Origin of the sequence: Gillisella vitis (assembly GCF_021559775.1) — a bacterium.
Lineage (GTDB): Bacteria > Pseudomonadota > Alphaproteobacteria > Rhizobiales > Rhizobiaceae > Allorhizobium > Allorhizobium ampelinum.
In genome coordinates this window covers 418,205-440,333 of record NZ_CP056049.1, presented here as the reverse complement: position 1 = coordinate 440,333, position 22,129 = coordinate 418,205, and the positions used below count along the sequence as shown (strand labels likewise).

Sequence of the window (22,129 nt, the reverse complement as noted above, 5' to 3'; positions counted from 1 at the left end):
GCATGCAGATAGTTGAAACCCTTGGCGATGCGGCCGCGCCGCGCCGCCCGCCATCGGCGCGAACGACAAAATCGCTTTTCCGGCTTAGCCTGCCGATGTTCGTGCATTCGCTGCTGACCTTTCTGGTCATGCTGTCGGAAATGCTGATTATGAGCGCCTATTCCGCCAATGCGGCAGCAGCCGTGGCGATTGTGCGGCAGGTGCTTCAGGTTGTCTTCGAGATTTCGAGCATGGTCGGGATCGGCGCTGTCATCCTGATATCGCACAGTCTCGGGCGTGGTGACGAGGAGGGTGCGCGGCAGATCGCAACGCTTGCGGTCTTCACCAATACGCTCCTTGGCCTTTTGGTAGGCGGTCTGCTGTTTCTGGGTGGACCGGTGGCCTTGCGGATTCTCGATGTCCCGGCATCAATCGTTCACGATGCAAGCCTTTATCTTTCCCTCGCTGCCGCTGCCATGGTCTTCAATGCGCTTGCCACGGCTGCGATTGCCTGCCTGAGGGCTTTCGGCAGCAGCCGGGTGATTGTGATGACCGGCTTGTTCCTGTCGGTGATTTACATTGGGGCGACCTATGTTCTTGTGCTTGGTGCCGGACCAATCCCCCCGCTTGGGGTGACAGGTGCGGCCTATGCAACACTCGGCTCAAGGATTGCAATGGCGCTGATGTTCGGCCTTGCCGTCTATTGCGCCCTTGGTCTTCGTTTCGAGGGTGGGCCGATCAGGGCGCGGCTCTCGCTTGTGCGGCGCATGCTTGTCCTCGCCTTTCCGAGTGTTTCGGACTATATCGGCTACGGTTTTTACCAGCTTGTGCTGCTCGGCTTCGTGGCGGGCTTCGGCGTCTCAAGTGTCTTGAGCCGTACCTATGTCATGCTGGCCATGACGTTTCTCATCCTTGTCGTTATGGCTGTGAGCCAAGGAAACGAGGTGCTTGTCGGCTATCGCTGGGGCGAAGGTCGGCGGCAGGACGCCTATCGTCAGGCGCTGCGCTCCAGCTTTGCGGCGACCTTGGTCACGACGACAATCGCGCTTCTGTTCTGGCTCTTGTCCGATCAATATCTCGGATTGTTCGGGCAGGGCGGTGAAGTTCTGGCGCTTTCCACCTACCTTCTGCTGCTGACCATCCTCATCCAACCCGGCTTCGCCTTCAATACCGTGTTGCTGCATTCGCTCAGGGCTGTCGGCGATGTCAGGGTTCCGGTCCTCGTCAGTATCGGCTTGACCTGGGGGCTCGGCCTGCCGCTGGCCTGGCTGTTTTGCGTGCAGGCGGGCTATGGGGTGGAAGGTGTCTGGTACGCGCTGATCATCGAAGAGACACTCAAGGCCGGTTTCATGCTTTCGCGCTGGCACGGGCGGGGATGGATGGGCAATGCCATTGCCTGATATTGTTTTGCACAATGAAGCCCATGGTCACCATCAGCCAAATATGCGACTATGGCTGAACGAGTAACTCCCTTGATAGTGTCATCCATGCGCCTGAAGCGGCAATCCGAAATAGCGATCGGTATATTGACGGTCTGCGCGAAAAGTCCATCGACGAAATACCCAGCCCAGCATCTGGCGCAAGAGGTCGGCGCGACGAGGGATCATGCCTATCAAGTTGTCGCTCTTCTGGTCCGTAACGGCTTTCTCAACAGCGATCGCGGGCCGGGCGGTGGTCTGCGCCTTGCGCGTGATGCCAAGGACATCAAGCTCGCCGATGTGCTGCGGATCACCCAGCCGGAACTGGACGGCAACGCGGAAGAACCGGAGCCCGGCACGCTCAAAGGCCAACCCTTGCTTGACGGCATCGTTGCCGCGGCCTCGTCCTTTCTTGTCAGTTTGCTCGACCGCTTTACTGTCGCGGACCTCGTGGCCTCGCCCGATAGCTCCGCTATCGCTTGTCTGGAGTGCAGCCTCGTGACCTCACGCCCTGTTCGCGAACGTCTGATGCTGTTGCCCGCACCCCAGTTGTCCCCCGTGGACGACACTCTGGAAGCAGACGCCTGATTGCCCTGAGGCAACGGATGGGCGGTCCGCGATGAGATCGGCGAGCGTGAACTTGTCAGCCATCCGCACGAAATTCACTGATGCGGCTTCAACGGCGAGCGTGAATACGTTCTGCTGCCTATGGCTGCGGTGTTTATCGCCTTGGAGAAGATCGGGTTGGGTGAGTCGCAGGACGGCACCCAATGTGACGCTGGCTGGATCGATGGCGAGCATCACGCGGCCGTCTGGCTCGCGGTGCAACAGTTCATGCCGGAGCAACAGCAAGATGCTTTTGACGACCTCTCCTGTGGGGCCATTGTGCAATTCGGTAAGTTCCCAGAGGGCAAGCTTACGGCCGGGTCTGCACGCACAGGCCGTGAGGACCGCAAGGACGGTCATGGTTTCGCGTGTGAAATGCATCATCCCTCTCTCCCCAACACATTGCTTAAGCGACGTGCGTCTTGTGAAAACGCACAAAAAACGCCGTAATGCCTTATATTCGCTACATAATTTTCTCTGTGAGCCAACTCTGGCTTGAGGAATTATGCAGGAGATCAAAGGTGCGCCTCAGGAGGCACCACGTTCGCTTGCTGATGGATAGACGTGTCGCCGGTTCGGTTTGGGACCATAGCGTAAGATTTTTTTCGCCCGCGCGGGAGCTTTGTCGTTCAAGACGACGCTTCGATCCTTGTGAGATGCCTGTGGCGGCAATGATGAATGCAAGCGCAGGCTTTAGGTCGATTCGATCAGGTTTAAAGAGCGCCTGCCGTTGTCACAGCCTGCCTCACAATGCTTGCATCACCCTTTATGACAAGATTCGTCAGTTCATCGAGGCGAGGCTGTTTTGGAACGCGGGAAAGGTCCGCGATCATTTTGTCAACGCTGCCTTTTTCAAGCAGATGGGCAACATCGGCCTCCTCTGCGGCTCTATCATACAGCACCAGCACGGTTTTCGTCACCGCTCTGGCATCGCTGGTATCGCAAAGGAATGGGATGACAGTTTCATGGTGATGCATAGGCAGCGTCAAGATATGCGCGCCGATCAGTCGGCTGGCCTCGACACAGTCGCATTTATTGTCGGCCCCGACGATGCAGAAGGCCGTGAGATTGGGCGGCGGGTCTGCTGTTATCACCTGGGTTGACTGGCGCAGGTTTTCCGCCAGTTCTGGTGTCGTCTGCGCTCGCTCCATCAGCTTTTGGTAGGACACATATGGCACGTCATTCGGGTTATCCGAGAGCATGACAACCGGGCTGAAGGCAAGGACACGAACAGGTTTTTCGATCATGCGAGCGAGAAGCGTGCCGTGATACAGCGCCCCATGCCCTCCTTTGCTTCCACCAATCGTAATCACCAGATCGTATGGCGCACTGACATCTTTTATGAAATTCGCCAGAATATCTGGCGTGTTGGTGAAATAGGTGTCTTCCTTATCCGCGATGCTCAGGACGTCCGCCGGAAAATCGACAGACTTGAAATGATGCTTGGTCGAATGGGAGAACAGCACGACGAGAACGGCGGCTTTCCGCTTGCGCATTTCGATATCGTAACATCCAAGAGACATTTCTGGCGGCTTTCATTGTGTGCAGCAGGCGATCAAATGCAATCTTCTGCCGATGTTCGTATAAAGCCGCTCAGATCTTCGCAAGAGTAGACGTCAGTCACGTTCCCGAATACCCTATGCAGACCGTCAAAAATGGTCAGCATCAGCACCACAATTTCTGGCTGTTATCCGGTTGACAATACGGACGCCGATCCAGCTCTGTTGCAAACCTTTTGAACGGCAAAGGAGCATTCAACGATATGGGCCTGCCCACGGATGCCTTTTGTCAGGTTGAAAATCGTAGCCTGGCCTTTGCGTAACGCTCGCATGGCCTCTAACCCTTTGATCGTCACATAGGCCGTTTTCAACGTGAACCCTCTCATACCAAGTCTCGAAGATGCTGACGCATTCTCGACTTGAAAAAATTGAAAATATCTCAAATGCATCAGAGGCTTGATCAATTGTTTGGTGCCGAACGTACGCTTTATCTCGACGAGGTCGAACCGACGCTTTGCGATGGCATGAATTTTCCGGGTGGCAATGGAAAGGCGCTCGGCAGCTACAGCAACCGATATGTCCGCTATATCGATCTCGACGGCAATTTTCTTGAGAAGACCTATAGTACCGGAAAGCCCATCGGGCTTTTTATGCAGGGACAGGCTGCAATTTTAAATCTAATCGACGCCATCCGCGGAGAAGCCCGGACCCTTGAGTGTGCTTTTGGTCTCTGTCCCAGCGCTCTCACCGAAGTTGTTTCACGCCTCGCCCAGGATCTCAAACGTCAGGGCAGATGATCGGGCGATAATAGGCAGTTCCAGCCAAATCACAATATTTGCAATATTGCGCCATAACTGCGTCCAGCGACGGTCATGTCTGAAACCCTTCCAAAACTCGCGACAGATCCATGAGCGCTACATGAGATCTCACTAAAAAAAGGGGATTGCCTTAGGGCATGGTTAACAATTACATCTTATAATTGAGACCACACAGCATCCAGTTGAGATGTTCCTTCGCATGACGCGACATAAAATCACGTTTTAAGACTGAGTTTCGTAGTCGATCCCTTGAACCTCAAGGAGCGAGAGGAATTCGTGCGCGTTTTCGTCACTGATAGCAGTGTCTTGGCTACCGCGTTTATCAAGCGGGTCATCGAAAGGGAAGCGGGCTTGGCCATAGGGGTCCAGTGCGCATTCCAGGTAGCTTTGATGACCTGCTTGGGCTTCAGCAAAAACCTGGCCGGTCTGTTCTTGACAGGGCGGTCGCCGTAGGGCGCCAACGACTTATCAGCGACAGTAACTCCCAAAACAGCTTCCGATAGAGGATATACGATGTCTTTCTACACTCAAATGAAGAAATCTTCCAAATCTCAGGCGGCTGTGGCTGAGATACAGCGCGTCAAAGTTAGTATCGCTGACGGAAAACTAGCCGCGCGTGCAAATCTCGATGCAGTCACCGGTGAAGCCAGAGAGATGCTGATTGCTGTCAACGAGTTACTTGAGGCCAGTATGCAGCCGATGCAGAAGCTGGGGGCATCTATCGCTGACATGTCAGGTGAGCACGACAAGGGCGACATTGATGTCAGGTTACCTTCAGAGGACTTCAAGGGCGACTTCGCTGTCATGGCCAAAGGCGTTAACGACATGGTCGGTGGCCATATCGCGGTCAAGAAAAAGGCCATGGCTTGCGTCAAGGAACTTGGGTTGGGCAATTTTGAAGCACCGCTCGAGCAGTTTCCCGGCAAGAAAGCTTTCATCAACGAGACAATCGAAACCTTGCGTACCAATCTCAAAGGCCTGATTTCTGAGATGAATACGATGTCGCTTGAGCACGATAAGGGCGACATTGAGGTCTTCGTGCCGGTTGAAAAATTCAAGGGTGACTTTGCCGTGATGGCCAAAGGCGTCAACGATATGGTCGCGGGCCACATTGCAGTTAAAAAGAAGGCCATGGCCTGCATCAAGGCGCTAGGTGAGGGCAATTTCGAAGCGTCGCTCGAGCAGTTCCCCGGCAAAAAAGCATTCATCAATGAGACGATCGAAACCTTGCGCGCAAATCTGAAGGGTTTGATTTTTGAAATGAATACGATGTCGATCGAGCACGATAAAGGCGACATTGACATCTTCGTGCCGGTTGAGAAATTCAAGGGCGATTTTGCCGTGATGGCCAAGGGCGTCAACGATATGGTTAGCAGCCACATCGCCGTCAAAAAGAAGGCCATGGCCTGCATCAAGGCGCTGGGTGAGGGCAATTTTGAAGCGCCGCTCGAGCAGTTCCCCGGCAAGAAAGCTTTCATCAATGAGACTATCGAGACTCTGCGTGGAAATTTACGGGCGATTACCACTGAACTTCAGCGCTTGATTGCCGCGTCTACAGCCGGCAAGCTCTCTGAGCGGGGCGCGGCCGATCATTTCGTCGGGGATTTCGCCAAGCTGGTCTCGGGAATCAACGGCATGTTGGATGCTATCATTCTTCCGATCTCTGAGGGCAATCGCGTTCTTCGCCAGGTGAGTTTCGGTGATCTTACCCAACATGTGGACATCGAATGCGAAGGCGATCATGCGAGCATGAAGAATGCGATCAACAATATGGTAGACAACCTGCGCAACACAGCAACCATAGCCGACCTGATTGCCAGTGGCGACTTAACCGTCGAGCCGGAGCCGCTTTCAGACAAGGACACACTGGGAATTGCACTTGTGTCGATGGTTGAGCGCCTTCGCGGGGTTGTTGCCGATGCATTAGCCGCAAGTCAAAATGTCTCAGCGGGTTCACAGCAGCTCTCCGCCGGCTCAGAGCAGCTTTCGCAAGGTGCGACCGAACAGGCTGCGGCGGCTGAAGAGGCCTCTGCATCAATGGAAGAAATGGCAGCCAATATCAAGCAGAACGCTGACAACGCTGCCCAGACCGAGAAGATCGCCCGCCAATCATCGAAGGATGCCGAAGCTTCCGGCGAGGCCGTCAACCGGGCGGTTACCGCGATGCGAACGATTGCCGAAAAAATTTCCATAGTGCAGGAAATCGCTCGTCAGACCGACCTTCTCGCTCTGAATGCCGCTGTGGAAGCAGCCCGTGCTGGAGAACATGGCAAGGGCTTTGCCGTTGTTGCCTCTGAAGTGCGAAAGCTTGCCGAACGCAGCCAGTCAGCCGCCGCCGAAATCAGCGGTCTGTCTGGACAGACTGTGCAGGTTGCCACCGAAGCTGGTGGAATGCTGGCGCGTCTGGTTCCCGACATCCGCAAGACTGCCGAATTGGTCTCAGAAATCTCTGCGGCTTGCCGTGAGCAGGATATCGGTGCTTCGCAGATCAACGAGGCAATCCAGCAACTCGACAAGGTGACACAGCAGAATGCCGGAGCCTCGGAAGAAATGTCGGCAACCTCTGAAGAACTCGCAGCCCAAGCCGAGGAGCTTCAAGCCTCCATCGCCTTCTTTAAGGTCGACATTGCTGGTGACGTTAAAATGCAAGCGTCGCGCAACCAGTCGACCAAGGCTCGGCCCAAGAGCAATATCCCAACAAAACCGGCCGCCATGGCCCATATGTCCAAACCCGGCCACTCCGTTGCAGGTCAGCAGGCCCGCGTAAAAGGCTGGGTGCTCGATATGTCGATGGGTGGCCCCGATGCTGAGGATTCCGATTTTCAAGAAAAGGCATAACCACTAAGCGATGATAAGGGAGAGGCCCACAGACGCTCGATTATGTCGCTGATTCCGGCATGAAGTTGGCCGGCATTCAGATCAAAGACTCGGAAAGGGATGGCGGCGATACCGTGGATTACAAAAAAGCGTCCCTGAGTATCCTCGATCCAGACCGTGCTCTCGCCGACAAGCAAGAGCACGGTCTGGCTATTGGCTATTTGACGTAAGGGCAGGATCACGATAGGCATTATGGGAATTAGGAAAGGCGACCATGCCTATGCAAAGCATTGCCTAATCCCACCAGCCAAGGAAATATCCTATGATGTCGAATGAGAGCCTGCTTGTATTTCTTCTTGTGGGCGCCCTTGCTGGATGGCTTGCCGGCCTGGTGGTACGTGGTGGCGGCTTTGGTCTGATCGGAGATATTCTTGTCGGCATCATCGGCGCCTTCATCGCGGGATGGCTCTTCCCCCGCCTCGGTTTCAGCCTGGGTACGGGCATCGTCAGAGCGATTGTCAACGCTACGGTCGGGGCGATCCTCCTTCTTCTGCTCCTCAGGCTCGTGCGCCGGGCATAAATCACGGACAGCCCAGGAGGCTTGGCCTGCTGCCGCTTTTCAGACGCCGCGTTAAGCTAACCCCGCCTTGGGTTCAAAATCATTGGGACTGAGGAAGGTTGCCCCTTCGAAATCAGTAATTGCCTGACTTTAATTGCAAGATCGTAACGAGATCGGGCTGATCTACAGCGCCCGTCGTGCCACCCGATCTCCATTTTATCTCAAAAAAATCACGGCTCTACGGGAGTGATCATAGAGGTCAACCTCCGACACTGCTCCAACATTCAGTGTTTCCATAAAACGAAACAATTCTCTAGATATGCATTTCAAACAGCGTGTCATGGCTTGCGACAACCATGTGCCCATCCGGACTGATCCAGCCGCGAAACATACCCGCCGTGTTGTACGGTGCAGTGATGGAGCCATCTGCACCAACCGCGACAAGCCCTGCTCCGATATGATGGGGGGCAAGATCGGTGAACACCACATGCTGGCAGGCATCTTCCAGATTTTCGCCCAAGTACTGCATGCGGCTGGCGATTTCGTGGCCCACGGCATGGCGGATGAAAAACTCACCCTTGCCGGTGCCGGAGACGGCAACCACGCCATCGCGGGCATAGGTTCCGGCACCAATCACGGCGGTGTCGCCAATGCGGCCTGACGGCTTGTTGTTAAAGCCGCCGGTGGAGGTGGCGGCGGCCAAATGCCCGTGGCTATCCAGTGCCACAGCGCCAACCGTGCCATGCTTTTCGGCCTCGCTGGCAAGGGCTGCCGTTCCGGCTTTGGCGTGTTCTTTCAACGATGCTAATGCTTTCACCCGGCGCTCGGTGGTGAAATAGGACTGTTCCACCATCGGCAGGCCGGATTTTTGGGCAAAGGCATCGGCAGCACTTGCCCCCAGCATCACGGTCTCGCCGCTGTGCATCAGTTTGCGGGCGGCACGAATCGGGTTGCGGATCGTGCGCGCCATGGCAATGGCACCCGCCTCAAGGGTGGAACCATCCATAATGGAGGCATCCAACTCGTGTTCGCCATCGGTGTTCAGTGCCGCACCATGGCCTGCGTTGAAGTGCTCCGAATCTTCCATCACCATCACGGCGGCTTCCACAGCGTCGAGCGCGGATGTGCCTTGCTGCAAAAGGGTCCATCCGGCCTTTAATGCGCGTTTGAGGTCCGTGCGGGCGGCTTCCCATTCGCTCTCCGGCATATCCGCCTTGTTCATCACGCCGCAGCCGCCGTGAATTGCGAGTGCTATGGGATTTGGTTTGATATCGCTCATAAATGCCTCGAAATGCTTAAAAATGGATCGCCCGCCGTTAGCGCAGCATGGTGGACATGGCCGACAAGCTGTTGATCATACGCACGGCATGTTCCACCGTGGGCGCTTCAAATGCCACCTGATTGCCGCTGGTGCGGGCAAGGGTTGGCCATTGGCAAAACAGATCTGCAAGTCTGGTGGATTGGGTTTCGATGGTCACGGCAATGGGGCCAGCCAGGGTGAATTTGGGCATTTGCCCCGCCTGTTCCACCGCAGCCCGTGCGCCCTCACGAATGGCAAGACAGGATTCCGATGGCGACAGGCTGACGCCGCTGATGCCACCGCTTGCCTTTTTAGTTTCGACAAACACTGTTTTGGGAAACAGGTCTTTGTTCTCGGCAATGAACACATCATCGCCGCTGCCCATGATCACCGGCACGCCATATTCACCCGCCAGAGCGCCATAAATGCCCGCTTCTCCCAGTTCCTGCCCGTTGAGGAATATCCGCGAAAAGGCAAAGCTGTTGATGGTGTGGGCCAAAATGCCAAAGCCCTGCCCACGAGAATGGTAGCCGATCAGGCAAACACCGTCGACGCCAAGTTCAACGCCAGACATCATGCTGAGGTAGCGGGGTTTGCCCTGAATGGCGCGGGCGCGTGGGTCCAGCCGGTCTGGCGGCATGTTGCGAAACGAGCCGTGGGAATCGTTGACAAACACCTCCGTTGCCCCGGCATCAAAGGCACCAGCAATGGCGGCGTTGGCTTCGTCCGTCATCAACAGGCGGGCACGTTCATATTCGCCATTGCCCGCGCGGGTTTGTTCCGGGTGGTAGACGCCAGCGACCCCTTCGATATCGACAGAGATGAGAATTTTCATGGGGTACTCCAAGATAGAAGGGGGTTATTTCCGGTCGATTTTCGGATCAATCGCATCGCGAAGGCCATCGCCTAGCAGGTTGAAGGCCAGAACAGTGACGAAAATCGCAAGGCTTGGAAACAGCGCCACATGCGGTGCATTGACCATATCGGCGCGGGCGTCATTCAGCATCGCACCCCATTCAGGCGTGGGTGGCTGTGCACCGAGACCAAGGAAGGAAAGGCTGGCGGCGGTGATGATCGATGTGCCAAGTCGCATGGTGAAATAGACCACAATCGACGAAAAAGCCCCCGGCAGAATATGGCGAAACAGGATGATGAAGTCTGATGCGCCAACGCTTCTGACCGCTTCAATATAGGTCATGTTTTTCAGCACCAGCGTGCTGCTGCGCACCAGTCTTGCAAAAGCTGGCACGGAAAACACCGCAACGGCCGCCACCACATTGACCATGGAACTGCCGAGAATGGCAACAATGCCCAAAGCCAGCAAAATGCCCGGAAAGGCAAACAGCACATCGCAGATGCGCATCACCACCCGGTCCCACCAGCCCTCATAATAGCCTGCCAGCAGGCCAAACACGGTGCCGATCAAGCCGCCGAGCGTGACGGACAAAAGGCCGGTTGCCAGCGAAATCCGCGCGCCCATCAAAATACGGCTGAAAATATCTCGGCCCAATGGATCAACGCCAAACCAATGGCTCAAGGAAGGCCCGGCATTGATCATGTCGTAGTCAAAGAAATTTTCAGCGTCATAGGGCGCAATCACGGGTGCCGCGATGGCCAAAACCATCAAAATCACAATGAAGGCCAAGGCCCCAAGCGCCACGGGCTGGCGTTTGAATTTGCGCCAAAATTCGCTCCAAGGGGTGCGAACAGCGCGGCTGGTCTGTGCAGCGGCGGCAATTGGGGCAGATGTGGTATTGCTCATGGCCGGCTCATTTATAACGGATTGTCGGATTGATGACGCCGTAGAGCAGATCCACGACAAGATTGATCAGGATGAATTCCAGCGAGAACATCAGCACGAGGGCCTGAATTACCGGATAATCCCGCTGGTTCACCGCATCGACCAGCAAACGGCCAACACCCGGCCAGTTGAACACCGCCTCCACCACAATGGAGCCGCCCAGCAGAAAGCCGAATTGCAGGCCCATCATGGTGACAATCGGGATCAGCGCGTTGCGCAGGCAATGTTTGGCAATCACCACTTTTTCATTCAGCCCCTTGGCGCGGGCGGTGCGCACGAAATCTTCCTGAATCACATCGACAAAGGCGGCGCGGGTAAAGCGGGCCATGACGGCGGCAACGCCTGCGCCCAGTGTCAGCGATGGCAGGATGTAATGCTGCCAGCTGTCGGCCCCAACGGTGGGCAGCCATCCCAGCCAGACGGAGAAGATTTGCATCAGCAACATGCCCAGCGCAAAGGCCGGAAAGGAAATGCCAGACACGGCAACGGTCATGCCCAGCCGATCCGGCCAGCGGTTGCGAAACACGGCAGAAAACACACCAATGATCATGCCAACGGACACTGACCAGATCATGCTGGTTAGCGTGAGCAGCATGGTGGGCATGAAGCGCTCGCCAATTTCAACAGACACCGGGCGATGGGTGCGGATCGACACCCCAAGGTCGCCATGCAACATACGTGTGAAATACTCGACAAATTGCTGGGGTAGGGGCTTGTCGAGGCCCAGTTCGCTGCGCACCAGCGCCACGGTCTGTTCGTCCGCATCCTGCCCTGCCGCAAGGCGCGCCGGATCACCCGGCAGCATATGCACAAACAGAAACACCAGAACGGCAACGATCAGAAGTGTGGGCAGCAGCCCGAACAGGCGCTTGAGAAAATAATTGAACATGGCAACCGCAGCGAAAGCCTTCAGGAGTGATGAGAGCATTTCCAGCAAAAGTGTATCGCGGTTTTGCGTTCGGAAATGCGTAAAAGGAGTCTCCCGGCGCTAGATCAGCGCCGGGATCGCGTTTTCAGGACGTCTTATTACTTGAGCGCAATGTTCGAGCTGTCGATATTGCCATCCGGCATGACGTAGACACCTTCAAGCTTCGTTGCCGCAGCCGACACATTGTTTTCTGTCACCAGCGGAGCCCAAGGCAGATCCTTCATGATCTGTTCCTGTGCGTCGGCATAGAAGGTCTTCTTTTCGTCTTCCTTGGTGGTCTTCATGGCCTTGGCAATCAGATCATCCACAACGGGATTGCTGTAATAGGCCGTGTTGCTCAGCTTTGGCGGCCAAGCCTCAGTGGCCAGCAGCGGACGCAATGCCCAATCGGCTTCGCCGGTCGAAGATGACCATCCTGCATAATACATCCGCACCTTGGCAGTCTTTGGATCGGGCGCTGTCTGCACCCATTCTACCCGCTGGCCGGGTTCAAGCGCCTGAAGCGTCACCTTGATGCCAACCTGCTGCAATTGCTGTTGCAGGAACTGAATTGCCTTTTGCGCGGTGGTGGTGGTGTAGGCGCTCCACAGGGTGGATTCAAAACCGTTTGGATAGCCTGCTTCCTTCAACAAAGCGCGTGCCTTGGCTGGATCATAAGGCCATGGCGCAATTTTGTGGGCGTAAAGGACGCCTTCTGGCACAACGCCTTCGGCGGGCTTCGCAAAGCCGCTAAACGCCACCTTGGCCAGTGCTTCTTTGTTGATGGCATAGTTGATGGCCTGACGCACGCGCAGATCATCAAACGGCTTTTGCAGCATGTTGAAGCTGACATAGCGCTCAATGATCGACGGCGATACCGTCACCGTCAGCTTGGTGTTCTGCTTCAGCGTTGCCACCTGCTCATAGGGCATGGGGTAGGCGAAATCAGCTTCCCCGGTCTGCAACATGGCAGCGCGGGTGTTGTTATCTGGCACTGGCTTCCAGGTGATTTCATCCACCTTTGGGAAGCCCTTGCGCCAGTAACCATCAAACTTCTTGGCCTTGACGTAATCGGTCTGCTTCCATTCGACAAACTCAAACGGGCCGGTGCCGACGGGATGGAAGGCGATTTCCTTGCTGCCCCACTTTGTGAGTGCGGCTGGCGAAATCATCGCCGCAGACGCATGGGCCAGCGAGTTGATGAACGGGCCGAAGGGCTGCTTCAGCGTGATGCGCACTTCAAGCGGTGAGACAACCTCAACCTTGTCGATCTGGTTGAACTGGTTAAAGCGAGACAGCTTGTTATCCGGGTTGCGCACACGATCAAAATTGACCTTCACGGCATCCGCATTGAAATCGGTGCCGTCTTGAAACTTCACGCCGTCACGCAGCTTGATGGTGTAGACCAGACCATCATCGGAGACGGTGTAGCCCGTTGCCAGAACCGGCTGAACCTTCAAATCCTTATCGAAGCCAAACAGGCCTTCGTAGAAGGACTTTGTCACAGCGGTGGTCAGCGTGGTGTTGGTGTTATATGGGTCCAGCGTTTCAGCCTGTGTGTTGAGGGCCAGAACCACGCTGCCAGCGGCAAGTGCCTGTCCCGCACCCATACTGAGAATGCCTGCCAAGACCGTGGCAGATGCGAGCCGGGAAGAAAATCTATGCTTCATCAATATCTCCTGTGCTGGTTGGGTCAGTTCGGTAAGTGTTGAATTACATTTTAAACGCGCCAACGCTGTGCCGGGCCACGAAATGGCCGGGGGATACCTCGTGCAAGGCTTCCACCACTGGCTCATCGCCTTTTTTGCGCATTGGGCTTGGCAGGTCTTCAACAGTAAATTGCCGTTTCAAATGGCGGCGGGCCGGATCGGCAATCGGCACGGCGGCCATCAGCTTTTTGGTATAGGGGTGCTGCGGGTTTTCAAAAATCGCCCGGCGGGGGCCGATCTCGACAATCTGCCCCAGATACATCACTGCCACCCGGTGGCTGACGCGCTCCACCACAGCCATATCGTGGGAAATAAACAGATAGGAAATGCCCAGATCACGCTGCAATTCCAAAAGCAGATTGACGATTTGCGCCTGAATCGACACATCCAGCGCCGAAACCGATTCATCGGCCACCACCACTTTCGGGTTCAGCGCCAAGGCGCGGGCAATGGCAATGCGCTGGCGCTGGCCGCCGGAGAATTCATGAGGATAGCGCTCGGAATGCTCTGCTGACAGGCCAACCCGTTCAAGTAACCATGCCACGCGCTTTCTCGCTTCTTCGCCCTTGGCAATGCCATGGATCAGCAGCGGTTCCATAATGGAAAAGCCAACCGTTAGCCTTGGGTCTAGCGAGGCGAACGGGTCTTGAAATACCAGCTGAATGCTGCGGCGAAGGCCGCGCAGCTCGCTGGCTGGAAGATCAAGAACATTGCGGCCATCAAATTCCACACTGCCGCTCTGGCTATTGACCAACCGAAGAAGTGAGCGACCCGTGGTGGATTTACCGCAGCCGGATTCGCCAACCAATGCCAAGGTTTCTCCGGCATGCAGATCAAAACTGACCTTTTCCACCGCATGAACCGAGCGATCAACGCGGTTGAACAGGCCGCGCCGAACGGGGAAGCGGGTGACCAGATCGCGCACTTTCAAAATCGGCGGCAGATCAAACCGTGCTGGAGGTTGTTCTGCATGGGTCTGGGTGCTATCGGCCCCCACCAGATCAAAAGCGCGCGGACCATCGGTGCCCGCCATGGCTCCAAGGCGCGGCACAGCGGCCAGAAGGGCTTGGGTATAGGGATGGTTCGGGCGCTCGAACACGTCTTTCGATGCGCCATGCTCGACCTTTTCGCCCTGGCGCATCACCAGCACGCGGTCGGCAATTTCTGCCACCACGCCCATATCATGGGTGATGAACAACACGCCCATGTTCATGTCGTCCTGAAGCTGGCGGATCAACTGCAAAATCTGCGCCTGCACGGTCACATCCAGCGCCGTTGTGGGTTCATCGGCAATCAGCAAGGAAGGGCGACAGGCCAGCGCCATGGCAATCATCACCCGCTGGCGCATGCCGCCCGACAGTTGATGGGGATAGCGGCCAAACACATGTTTGGCTTCTGGAATGCGCACCAGATCCAGCATCCGAAGCGCTTCCGCCTTGGCGCTTGCCTCGTTCATGTTCTGGTGCAGGCGGATGGATTCGGCAATCTGTTCGCCAGCGGTAAACACCGGGTTGAGCGATGTCATCGGCTCTTGAAAGATCATGGCAATATCGGCCCCGCGAATGCTGCGCATGGTCGGCGTATCCGCGCGGGCCAGATCCAGCACCTTGTCATTGCTGGGGCGAAACATCATAGCACCGCTATCAATCCGTCCACCACCATGCTCAATCAGCCGCATCAGCGCCAGCGAGGTGACGGATTTGCCAGAGCCGGATTCACCCACAATCGCAAGCGTTTCACCCCGGCCAACCGCGAAGCTGATATTGCGCACGGCCTGCACCCGGCCCTCGGATGTGGCAAAGGAGACGGTGAGGTCATCTACGGCCAGAACCTGATTGTCCAGCAGAGAGGGTGCGGTTTGGGGCAGGGTCGCAGAAGAGGTCATGGCAGATCGTCTCAATGAAAATGGGTCAGAGAAGGCATCAGTCACACTCGGGCTCATCGTTTTCGGCTAACGGTTTCGCCGATGCTTGATGAGGGTGGTTTGGGCCGCTGTGCAGATAGGGGAGCACGGTATCAACAAGCTGGGTGGCGGCTTGCATGGAGCGGCCTGAGGCATAGGACACGGCGGCAGAGAGGGACTCGATCAAGGCTAGCGCACTGGCTTCACAGCTGGCGAAATAATCGCTCTCGACCTGCGCAAACAGCGTCATTGTGGCATGCGCCACCAGAGGCGAGCTGGCATTGTCTGTCAGCGCCAAAACATCGGCCCCCGCATCGCGCATGCGTTTTGCCAGCGTCACCGTATCGGCCATGTAGCGTGGAAAGGCGATGGCGATGACGAGGTCCCCGGCGCGAACATTTCGCAAAGCCCGCGCTGCGAAGGATGCGCCTTCCACGGTTGCCAGCAGGCGAACATCATCACAAAACAGATCAAACCGCCGCTGCATAAGGCCGCCAAGCCAGGCGCTGCTGCCAAGGCCGATGATGGAAATGCGGCGGGCGGACAAAATGAGACCGATAGCCCGCGATAGCGTGTCGGTATCGAGAGCCTGATGGGTTCGCTCAATATTTCTGGTTATCATGGCCAGGTTGTTGGCAAACACATCTGCGGGGCTGGTTGCCGCCTGCGACCGTCGCTGTAATTTTTCCACAGGTGCCAAAGCCGTCTCGTACCCCAGCACCAGATCAGCACGAAATTGCGCATAACCCGCAAAACCCAGGGCGCGAGCAAAGCGATTGACGGTTGGAACCGACACATGAACGATCTCGGCCAATTCTTCAGCCCGCATGGCGGCAACGCGCAAGGGATAATCCAGCACGTAATCTGCGATCTGCCGGTGGGCGGGCGATAACGTGGCCTGGATGATCCGTTGGGACATTGGCATGCGCTCTTGCGCTGATGGTACGCTTTCAATGTCCAAGATGCGGGCCCTGATTAAAAAATATCACCTGACCCTCAGTATAGATATTTTTCAATCGTTCAAGCGGATTTTGGTGTAATTCTAGGCAAGCGCATGTGATGCGTCATTTTTATGCATAGAACCTCTGACGGTGCCGTAATCTCGGTGTAAAAAAGCCTGCGAGCAGAATTAACTGCCGTTCCGACATGTCATGCGTTTCCGGCTACCTTTCATTGCAGCGAGTTCGTGAAAGGCATATCGAAGGACGGACTTCGACTGTCGCTTCAGCTTTTCGGCAATGGAATTCATAGGTATAGGCCCGCTCCGTAAATTTTGGAGCAGCGATTTCCTTTAGTTGCAAAAAACTGAGCCAAGGCGGTCGGCGCTTCAACGAAGTGATTGACTGTATTGAGCAAAGCCTATTTGCTTTCCTATGTTAACTGACGGCAAAGATTGCAATGAAACCGCCGATGGAAGTGTGAGTGTGGGACGACGACTTGTAAGGTATCAGACGGTTCGGCCCTTGGAGGATCGCGACGCTCAGGGCCTCAGTCCTGAAGATATCGCAGATCATAACGGACGCACCGTTTCTGCGCTTTTGCTGCGTGAAGGGCCGCTGACGCGCCAGGAGCTTGCCGCACGGCTTAAGCTCACAGAGCCTGCCATTACCGGCATTCTTCAACGGCTGTTGTCGGCAGGCCTTGTGTCCAAGGGCAATCGCCAGACCAGTACACGCTATAAAGCGGCGGAATTTTCACTTGTGTCATCCGGCGCTTACGGTCTTGGTGTTGAGCGTTGGCAGAATGGTGGCTCCCTTGCTCTGTGCAATCTCACTGGTGCCATGGTGCTTTATCAGCGCTTTGATCACGATGAAGCCTTCTTTGCTGCTGTTCGGCAGATTGTGCAGGCAGAGATGGGCTTTCCCGCCCCCATCGGTGTCGGCGTGGTGATGAATGCAGACAAGGATGATGCATTCACGACGGCTTTTGGCGAATTGCCAAGCTTTACTCTGTCCAAACCCGAGGCGGTGCTGGCTGGGGAGAGATTGTTTGGCATCGGCGAGCCGGAAGGCGGGCTGGTGGTGGTGTTGATTGATGATCAGGTGCAGGCGGGCCTGATCATCAATGGCCGCTTTTACCGCGGCACGCATGGCAGAGCGGGCGCAATTGGTGCCATGCGTCCTGGTCTGGCGGAAGGCACGCTGGATATGATGGCGAGTGCAGCGTCTTACAGGGCTTTCATTGCCGCGCAGGGTGAAAACGAGGTTGATCGCTGGATTGAACAGGCCGCCAGCCGGCTTCTGGACGGCGTTGTCACCATTGCCGGTTTCATATCGCCGGGAGCCATGCTGCTGGGCGGGCAATTGCCCGCCGCTGTCATAGATCGGTTGATTGAAAAAATTGCCGAAGCCCGACTGAGCAAAGAGCGATATTTTGTGCCCGCAGCCTGGATCCCGCCTGTTCGCCCCTTGAGCTTTCCAGACCGCGACGCCGCCTATGGTGCTGCTGTTGCGCCGTTTATCGAACTGCTGCTGCCAAAGCCGAATTGATCGATGAAGGCCGGATCGCTGTCGTCAGCGGTGAACGGCTGAGATGGGCAGAATCGGCAGAGGGAAGACAGAGCCGGTCTGCGAGCGCCATGGCGGCAGCGCCAAGGGCTGCCGCATCTTCAGAGGCCGCCGCACGGTGTAAGCTTGGGGCCAAGGCTCCCCGACGGCTGATTTCCTCATGCACGTAGAGCAGCAATTCATCAATCAGCCGCACCGGCAGGCGTCCACCCAGAATAATGCCATCGGGGTCCACCACCATGCCGATGTCGCTGACAGCTTCGGCAAGGTTGACGGCCATTTTCTTCAGCCAACCGCTGAGAAGGGCGCGTCCCCGTCCATCCAGCGTCAACAGATCCGCGGGTGTCGCAACATGCACGCCATTGTCCGCAAGGTAATCGAGCAGCACGAACATTGACAGCATATCGCCCAGCGGCCTGGTTTCCCCGGCAAAGGGACCGGTTGTGACCGCCGTGGGCAACCAGCCGATTTCCCCACCCAGCCCGCCTGCGCCCTTGTGGCGCACACCATCAATTACCAGACTACCGCCGAGACAGGCGGATATCAGAATATAGAAAAAGCTGCGCATTTCGGTGCCCAGCCCATATTCAATCTCACCCAAAGCCGCCGCATTGGCGTCATTGTCGATATAGATCGGGTGGCCGGTGATATGCGACAACGCGGCGCGCACGTCAAAGCCGCTCCACTGGCTATACGTGTCTGGCAGGCCAACCACCTGCACCTCACCCAGCCAGTCGGGAATGGCAAGGCCAATGCCCGCAAGTCTCGATTCGTGGATAACCTTGCGACGCAGGAAGGACGATACGGCGTCTTCCATCAGCTTTACAAAGGCATCCGGCAGCAAAAACCGCGCTTCATGGTGAATACGCCCGCGCACATTGCCCACCGCATCCACCGCCACAATGGTCAGGTGATCACGGTCAATATTGGCTCCGATGGCAAAGGCCCCCTCAGGGTCAATCTCCAGCTCGATGGCCGGTTGGCCGCGCAAGCCTTGGCGGCGGCGCGCTTCCATCACCAGCCCTTCCTCTAGCAGCTTATCGACAATCCGGGTGACAGCCTGCTTAGTCAGGCGCGAAAGCTTGGCAATTTCGGTGCGCGAGATCGGCCCACCACGGTGAATGGCGTTCAGGATAATGGCCCTGTTCAGGGCTGCGGCCTGCTCGCCATTGGCTCCGGAATAACTCATCGTAATCGTCAATCTCCTCGCCACCGGACAACGGCAGCGAGGAAACTATGCACCATAGACGTGCGAGGCGAAAGCATTTTCAAGCGGTTTTCGACAGACGCCAACTCTTCACCTCAAAAGGTTTTAGCGCCTGCACGTCCACCGCTTCCATTGGTTCTTCCAAAATGCTGAGTGCGTCGCTGACGGTCCAGCCATCTGACGGCTTAAGCTGGAAGCCACCCCGGCGACCGGCTGGCTCATACACCCGCACAATCAAGCCATCGCCATCCTCGGCGGGTTTAATCGCAGAGAGAGCGACCTCCAGCCCTGCTGCTTGCAACGGGCACCATTCACCTGCCGCTTTACCTGACACTGGGATGGCTATCAAAGGCTGGTTCAAATCATCGGCTTCTTCCCGCACCTGGCCTTCATACCATGTGCCTTCATGCGGCATCAGGGCATAGGTGAAGGATTGATAGCCTTCATCGGCCAGCGGATCAGGATAGATGGGCGAGCGCAGCAAGGAGAGGCCCAACACATTGCCACGGGCCGAGTGGCCATATTTGGCATCATTCAGCAGCGCCATGCCAAAGCCCGGCTCGGACAGATCGATAAACCGATGCGCCGGTGCCTCAAACATCGCCTCATCCCACGAGGTGTTGGAATGGGTTGGACGCTCCACCACTCCATAAGCAACCTCGCAGGTGGCCCGGGCCGCGCTGACGGCAACACCATTTTCCGTGCGCAACATGACGCGGCGTTCGTGCCAGTCTATCTCGGTGAAAATATCGAGGCGGCGAGCATTGGCGGCAAGGCTCAATGTTTGCACAATGGTGGAATCACGCCAGCGACGTTTGATGCGGATGGCGGCGCGGTGGGCGGTGCTTTCAACAAGCTCGATGGACTCGTATCCGCTCAACTCCTCGGATTTTTGTCCGTAATCTTCTTCCACATCCCACGCATCCCAATTGCGCGGCTTATCGGCTGTATAGGCAAACAGCCGGTTGGCCCCACCCTCGACCGCTTCGCGGCCCGATGCTTTGTGCAGGATGGAGGCAATCGAGCCATCGTCTGCCAGCGTCACCTTGATGATGTCATTTTCCAGCGTATTTTGCGTGGCTTTCAAGCCCGGTTTGGGGTCCAGGGCGCTGGCTGGAAAAACGCTCACACCAAGGGCTGGCACCACGCCATCAGTTGCGATGCTCTCATCCTTCAGGGTCAGGCGGATTGGCCGGGGGCTGAGCGTGGGGTTGATCACCAGCACAGCACCTTCATTGCCCTCAGGCAATCGCGCAAGAATGGCATCGACGGCAGCTTTTTGCGCAGCCGCGCCATCCATCAACACCTGTTCAAGCTCGACTTTCGCATCCACATAAACCTCGGCAATCGAAGAGCCGGGAAGGATGTCATGGAACTCGTTTTTCAGCACCACCCGCCATTCCGGCTCCATTGAACGCGGTTTGTCCGCTCCCAGAAGATGGCCAAGGGATGCGAGCGTTTCCGCTGTAATCAGGCTACGCTCGGCCTTCCGGTGCAGTTTTTTGATGGCGCTTTGCGTGGTCAGCGTGGCGCGGTGCAGTTCCAGATAGATCTCACCTTTCCAGACGGAAACGGGCGTGGTTTTCGCCATTGCATGGGCATCTTCAAAAAAGTCATGCACACGGGTCCAGCGGGCTTCCGGGATGGCGGGGAAAACCCGCAGCTGTTCTTCCCGCACCACCATTTCAGGGCTTGGGCCGCCGCCGCCGTCGCCATAGCCGACGCACAGCAGCGTTGTATCGTGGCGGTCTTTCTGGCGGTAGTTTTTCCATGTCGGCGTAATGCAATCGGGCCGCACAAAGCCGTTATAGCCCTCCATCGGATTGTCGAACGAGTGAGCCAGCACCCGGCTGCCATCCAGCCCCTCCCACCAGAACAGATCGGCAGGGATATGGTTGCTCTCGGACCAATTGACCTTGATGGTGAAGAAGCTTTTCATGCCGCCCTGTTTGAGAAGCTGCGGCAAGGCTCCGGCAAAGCCAAAGCAGTCCGGCAACCAGCAGACACTGTGGCGCGTGCCAAATCGTTTCTCGAAATAGCGTTGGCCGTAGAGGATTTGCCGGGTCAGGCTTTCGCCCGTGGGCATATTGGTATCTGGCTCAATCCACATGCCGCCCAGCGTTTCCCACTGGCCGTCCTTGGCACGGTCAACGATTTTGTTGAGCAGTTCAGGGTCATCCTCTTCCAACTGCCAGTAATAGTGGGCGGTGGACTGGTTGAAGCGGAAATCCTTCGATGTTTCCATGATCGACAGTGCCGTGTGGAAGGTGCGGCGCATCTTGCGGCGCGTCTCGTCATAGGGCCAGAGCCAGCACAGATCGATATGGGCATGGCCGGTTAGTGCTACCTTGCCCTGCGGGGGGAATCGTTCACGAAGTTCGCCAAGGCGCGCCATCAGCGCCTCATAGGCTTGATCCAGTTTGGCGCGCTGTGCGTCGGTCAGACCTTCAGGGTCGGCCTTTAAATCTGGCAGCTGCCAGATCTTTTGCTGCATCACCGCAGGGGCGGTGCGGGCCACGTAGTCTGCCGTCGCTGATGGCCAATCGATAGCGTAAAAGGCTTGCTCTGCCGCATCCAGCAGATAAGGCACAACATCATGGCCTTGCAACACCTTCAGCGCTTCGGCAATCTGGCGCATCAACAGCCACATGCGGTCCACGGAACGGTCGATCCAGAACAATTCGGCCCGTTCAAGCTTCGGCGTGCGCACCGGCTCACCAAAAGGCAGGCGCGGAACGGATTGTGCGTGTAGCGAGAAGCTTTGCGAAGGTGCTGCAAATTCGCGGTGATAGGGGTCCAGCCCGTAACGCTTGGTGGTGCCATCTTGCGCTGTGATGCTTAGAAGGCTTTCGCCGCCAAGGTTGAGATAAAGATAGGTATCCGCAAGCGGCCAGCCTTCCGGCACGGTCACATCTGCCGTAAAGCCAATGGGCGGGGTCTTGTGCGGCCAGGCCTCGCCAACAGCAATGGGTTCTCCATTGAAATTCCAGCTGGTCAGTTCAACTGTTTTGCGGGCGCGCCAGAACTGGAATTCTGCGTTGCGAACTTCGATCCGCTCAAGGCGTTGGGTGTAGGTCAGGCTCATGATATTTTCCTAAA

The 22,129-nt window shown here is 56.6% G+C and carries 17 protein-coding genes and 2 pseudogenes; 8 read left to right on the top strand and 11 right to left on the bottom strand.

The window, feature by feature from the left end:
• Positions 1-2 precede the first annotated feature (2 nt).
• The 3 genes from AVCG78_RS24045 (at position 3) to AVCG78_RS24035 (ending at position 2,453) form a co-directional block, all read left to right on the top strand.
• Positions 3-1,379, top strand: coding sequence for an MATE family efflux transporter (locus tag AVCG78_RS24045; protein ID WP_071203384.1), 1,377 nt, complete (start codon positions 3-5; stop codon positions 1,377-1,379).
• Positions 1,380-1,457: 78 nt separating this feature from the next.
• Positions 1,458-1,985, top strand: coding sequence for an Rrf2 family transcriptional regulator (locus AVCG78_RS24040; protein WP_234617830.1), 528 nt, complete (start codon positions 1,458-1,460; stop codon positions 1,983-1,985).
• A gap of 120 nt (positions 1,986-2,105) precedes the next feature.
• Positions 2,106-2,453: a hypothetical protein gene (locus AVCG78_RS24035; protein WP_071203385.1), complete on the top strand. Its 348-nt coding sequence runs from the start codon at positions 2,106-2,108 to the stop codon at positions 2,451-2,453.
• A gap of 263 nt (positions 2,454-2,716) precedes the next feature.
• Here the strand turns inward: AVCG78_RS24035 and AVCG78_RS24030 are convergent, their stop codons facing one another.
• Complete coding sequence (locus tag AVCG78_RS24030) at positions 2,717-3,499, bottom strand: hypothetical protein (RefSeq protein ID WP_234665157.1); 783 nt, start codon at positions 3,497-3,499, stop codon at positions 2,717-2,719.
• 191 nt (positions 3,500-3,690) lie between these two features.
• Positions 3,691-3,888, bottom strand: a pseudogene (locus tag AVCG78_RS24025) (hypothetical protein); the annotation flags it as partial.
• 90 nt (positions 3,889-3,978) lie between these two features.
• On the opposite strand from AVCG78_RS24025, the pseudogene AVCG78_RS24020 reads away from it, so the two are divergent.
• The 4 genes and pseudogenes from AVCG78_RS24020 to AVCG78_RS24005 form a co-directional block, all read left to right on the top strand.
• Positions 3,979-4,134, top strand: a pseudogene (locus AVCG78_RS24020) (phenylacetaldoxime dehydratase family protein); the annotation flags it as partial.
• 699 nt (positions 4,135-4,833) lie between these two features.
• Positions 4,834-7,158: a methyl-accepting chemotaxis protein gene (locus AVCG78_RS24015; RefSeq protein ID WP_071203389.1), complete on the top strand. Its 2,325-nt coding sequence runs from the start codon at positions 4,834-4,836 to the stop codon at positions 7,156-7,158.
• A gap of 59 nt (positions 7,159-7,217) precedes the next feature.
• Positions 7,218-7,367, top strand: a complete 150-nt coding sequence (locus tag AVCG78_RS24010) for a hypothetical protein (RefSeq protein WP_156582779.1) — start codon at positions 7,218-7,220, stop codon at positions 7,365-7,367.
• A 95-nt stretch (positions 7,368-7,462) separates the two neighbouring features.
• Entirely contained in the window at positions 7,463-7,717 is a 255-nt protein-coding gene (locus AVCG78_RS24005; RefSeq protein ID WP_041700031.1) for a GlsB/YeaQ/YmgE family stress response membrane protein, read from the top strand.
• Positions 7,718-8,009: 292 nt separating this feature from the next.
• Here AVCG78_RS24005 and AVCG78_RS24000 read toward each other — a convergent pair whose 3' ends face one another.
• From AVCG78_RS24000 to AVCG78_RS23970, 7 genes are all read right to left on the bottom strand, one after another.
• The gene (locus AVCG78_RS24000) at positions 8,010-8,975 is read right to left on the bottom strand and encodes an isoaspartyl peptidase/L-asparaginase family protein (protein ID WP_071203390.1); all 966 of its coding nucleotides are present in this window, start codon (positions 8,973-8,975) and stop codon (positions 8,010-8,012) included.
• A 37-nt stretch (positions 8,976-9,012) separates the two neighbouring features.
• A complete protein-coding gene (locus tag AVCG78_RS23995) occupies positions 9,013-9,831 on the bottom strand; it encodes a M55 family metallopeptidase (RefSeq protein WP_071203391.1) in 819 nt (272 codons plus the stop codon).
• Between the two features lie 24 nt (positions 9,832-9,855).
• Positions 9,856-10,758 (bottom strand): glutathione ABC transporter permease GsiD, encoded by a 903-nt coding sequence (gene gsiD, locus AVCG78_RS23990; RefSeq protein ID WP_071203392.1) that lies wholly within the window; start codon positions 10,756-10,758, stop codon positions 9,856-9,858.
• Positions 10,759-10,765: 7 nt separating this feature from the next.
• Entirely contained in the window at positions 10,766-11,686 is a 921-nt protein-coding gene (gsiC, locus tag AVCG78_RS23985; RefSeq protein WP_071203551.1) for a glutathione ABC transporter permease GsiC, read from the bottom strand.
• Positions 11,687-11,823: 137 nt separating this feature from the next.
• Positions 11,824-13,374: a glutathione ABC transporter substrate-binding protein GsiB gene (gsiB, locus tag AVCG78_RS23980; protein WP_071203393.1), complete on the bottom strand. Its 1,551-nt coding sequence runs from the start codon at positions 13,372-13,374 to the stop codon at positions 11,824-11,826.
• Between the two features lie 43 nt (positions 13,375-13,417).
• On the bottom strand, positions 13,418-15,298 hold the full coding sequence (locus AVCG78_RS23975; protein ID WP_071203394.1) for a dipeptide ABC transporter ATP-binding protein: 1,881 nt from the start codon (positions 15,296-15,298) through the stop codon (positions 13,418-13,420).
• Positions 15,299-15,335: 37 nt separating this feature from the next.
• On the bottom strand, positions 15,336-16,235 hold the full coding sequence (locus AVCG78_RS23970; RefSeq protein ID WP_234688905.1) for a MurR/RpiR family transcriptional regulator: 900 nt from the start codon (positions 16,233-16,235) through the stop codon (positions 15,336-15,338).
• A gap of 544 nt (positions 16,236-16,779) precedes the next feature.
• Between AVCG78_RS23970 and AVCG78_RS23965 the strand changes: the two genes are divergently transcribed.
• A complete protein-coding gene (locus tag AVCG78_RS23965; RefSeq protein WP_071584799.1) occupies positions 16,780-17,805 on the top strand; it encodes an ROK family transcriptional regulator in 1,026 nt (341 codons plus the stop codon).
• Here the strand turns inward: AVCG78_RS23965 and AVCG78_RS23960 are convergent.
• Positions 17,774-19,012 (bottom strand): ROK family transcriptional regulator, encoded by a 1,239-nt coding sequence (locus AVCG78_RS23960; protein WP_071203397.1) that lies wholly within the window; start codon positions 19,010-19,012, stop codon positions 17,774-17,776. The two genes, AVCG78_RS23965 and AVCG78_RS23960, sit on opposite strands and share 32 nt — an antisense overlap.
• A 79-nt stretch (positions 19,013-19,091) precedes the next feature.
• Positions 19,092-22,115 (bottom strand): alpha-mannosidase, encoded by a 3,024-nt coding sequence (locus AVCG78_RS23955; RefSeq protein WP_071584801.1) that lies wholly within the window; start codon positions 22,113-22,115, stop codon positions 19,092-19,094.
• Positions 22,116-22,129: the final 14 nt, after the last annotated feature.

What these genes read in the sequence shown, in the direction of transcription:
- AVCG78_RS24035 (WP_071203385.1), top strand. Translation starts at nt 2,106, where the DNA reads ATGGCTGCGGTGTTTATCGCCTTGGAGAAGATCGGGTTGGGTGAGTCG.
- AVCG78_RS24005 (WP_041700031.1), top strand. Translation starts at nt 7,463, where the DNA reads ATGTCGAATGAGAGCCTGCTTGTATTTCTTCTTGTGGGCGCCCTTGCT.
- AVCG78_RS24045 (WP_071203384.1), top strand. Translation starts at nt 3, where the DNA reads ATGCAGATAGTTGAAACCCTTGGCGATGCGGCCGCGCCGCGCCGCCCG.
- AVCG78_RS23970 (WP_234688905.1), bottom strand. Translation starts at nt 16,235, where the DNA reads ATGTCCCAACGGATCATCCAGGCCACGTTATCGCCCGCCCACCGGCAG.
- AVCG78_RS23975 (WP_071203394.1), bottom strand. Translation starts at nt 15,298, where the DNA reads ATGACCTCTTCTGCGACCCTGCCCCAAACCGCACCCTCTCTGCTGGAC.
- AVCG78_RS24010 (WP_156582779.1), top strand. Translation starts at nt 7,218, where the DNA reads ATGAAGTTGGCCGGCATTCAGATCAAAGACTCGGAAAGGGATGGCGGC.
- gsiB (WP_071203393.1), bottom strand. Translation starts at nt 13,374, where the DNA reads ATGAAGCATAGATTTTCTTCCCGGCTCGCATCTGCCACGGTCTTGGCA.
- gsiD (WP_071203392.1), bottom strand. Translation starts at nt 10,758, where the DNA reads ATGAGCAATACCACATCTGCCCCAATTGCCGCCGCTGCACAGACCAGC.
- AVCG78_RS23995 (WP_071203391.1), bottom strand. Translation starts at nt 9,831, where the DNA reads ATGAAAATTCTCATCTCTGTCGATATCGAAGGGGTCGCTGGCGTCTAC.
- gsiC (WP_071203551.1), bottom strand. Translation starts at nt 11,686, where the DNA reads ATGTTCAATTATTTTCTCAAGCGCCTGTTCGGGCTGCTGCCCACACTT.
- AVCG78_RS24000 (WP_071203390.1), bottom strand. Translation starts at nt 8,975, where the DNA reads ATGAGCGATATCAAACCAAATCCCATAGCACTCGCAATTCACGGCGGC.
- AVCG78_RS24030 (WP_234665157.1), bottom strand. Translation starts at nt 3,499, where the DNA reads ATGCGCAAGCGGAAAGCCGCCGTTCTCGTCGTGCTGTTCTCCCATTCG.
- AVCG78_RS23960 (WP_071203397.1), bottom strand. Translation starts at nt 19,012, where the DNA reads ATGAGTTATTCCGGAGCCAATGGCGAGCAGGCCGCAGCCCTGAACAGG.
- AVCG78_RS24015 (WP_071203389.1), top strand. Translation starts at nt 4,834, where the DNA reads ATGTCTTTCTACACTCAAATGAAGAAATCTTCCAAATCTCAGGCGGCT.
- AVCG78_RS23955 (WP_071584801.1), bottom strand. Translation starts at nt 22,115, where the DNA reads ATGAGCCTGACCTACACCCAACGCCTTGAGCGGATCGAAGTTCGCAAC.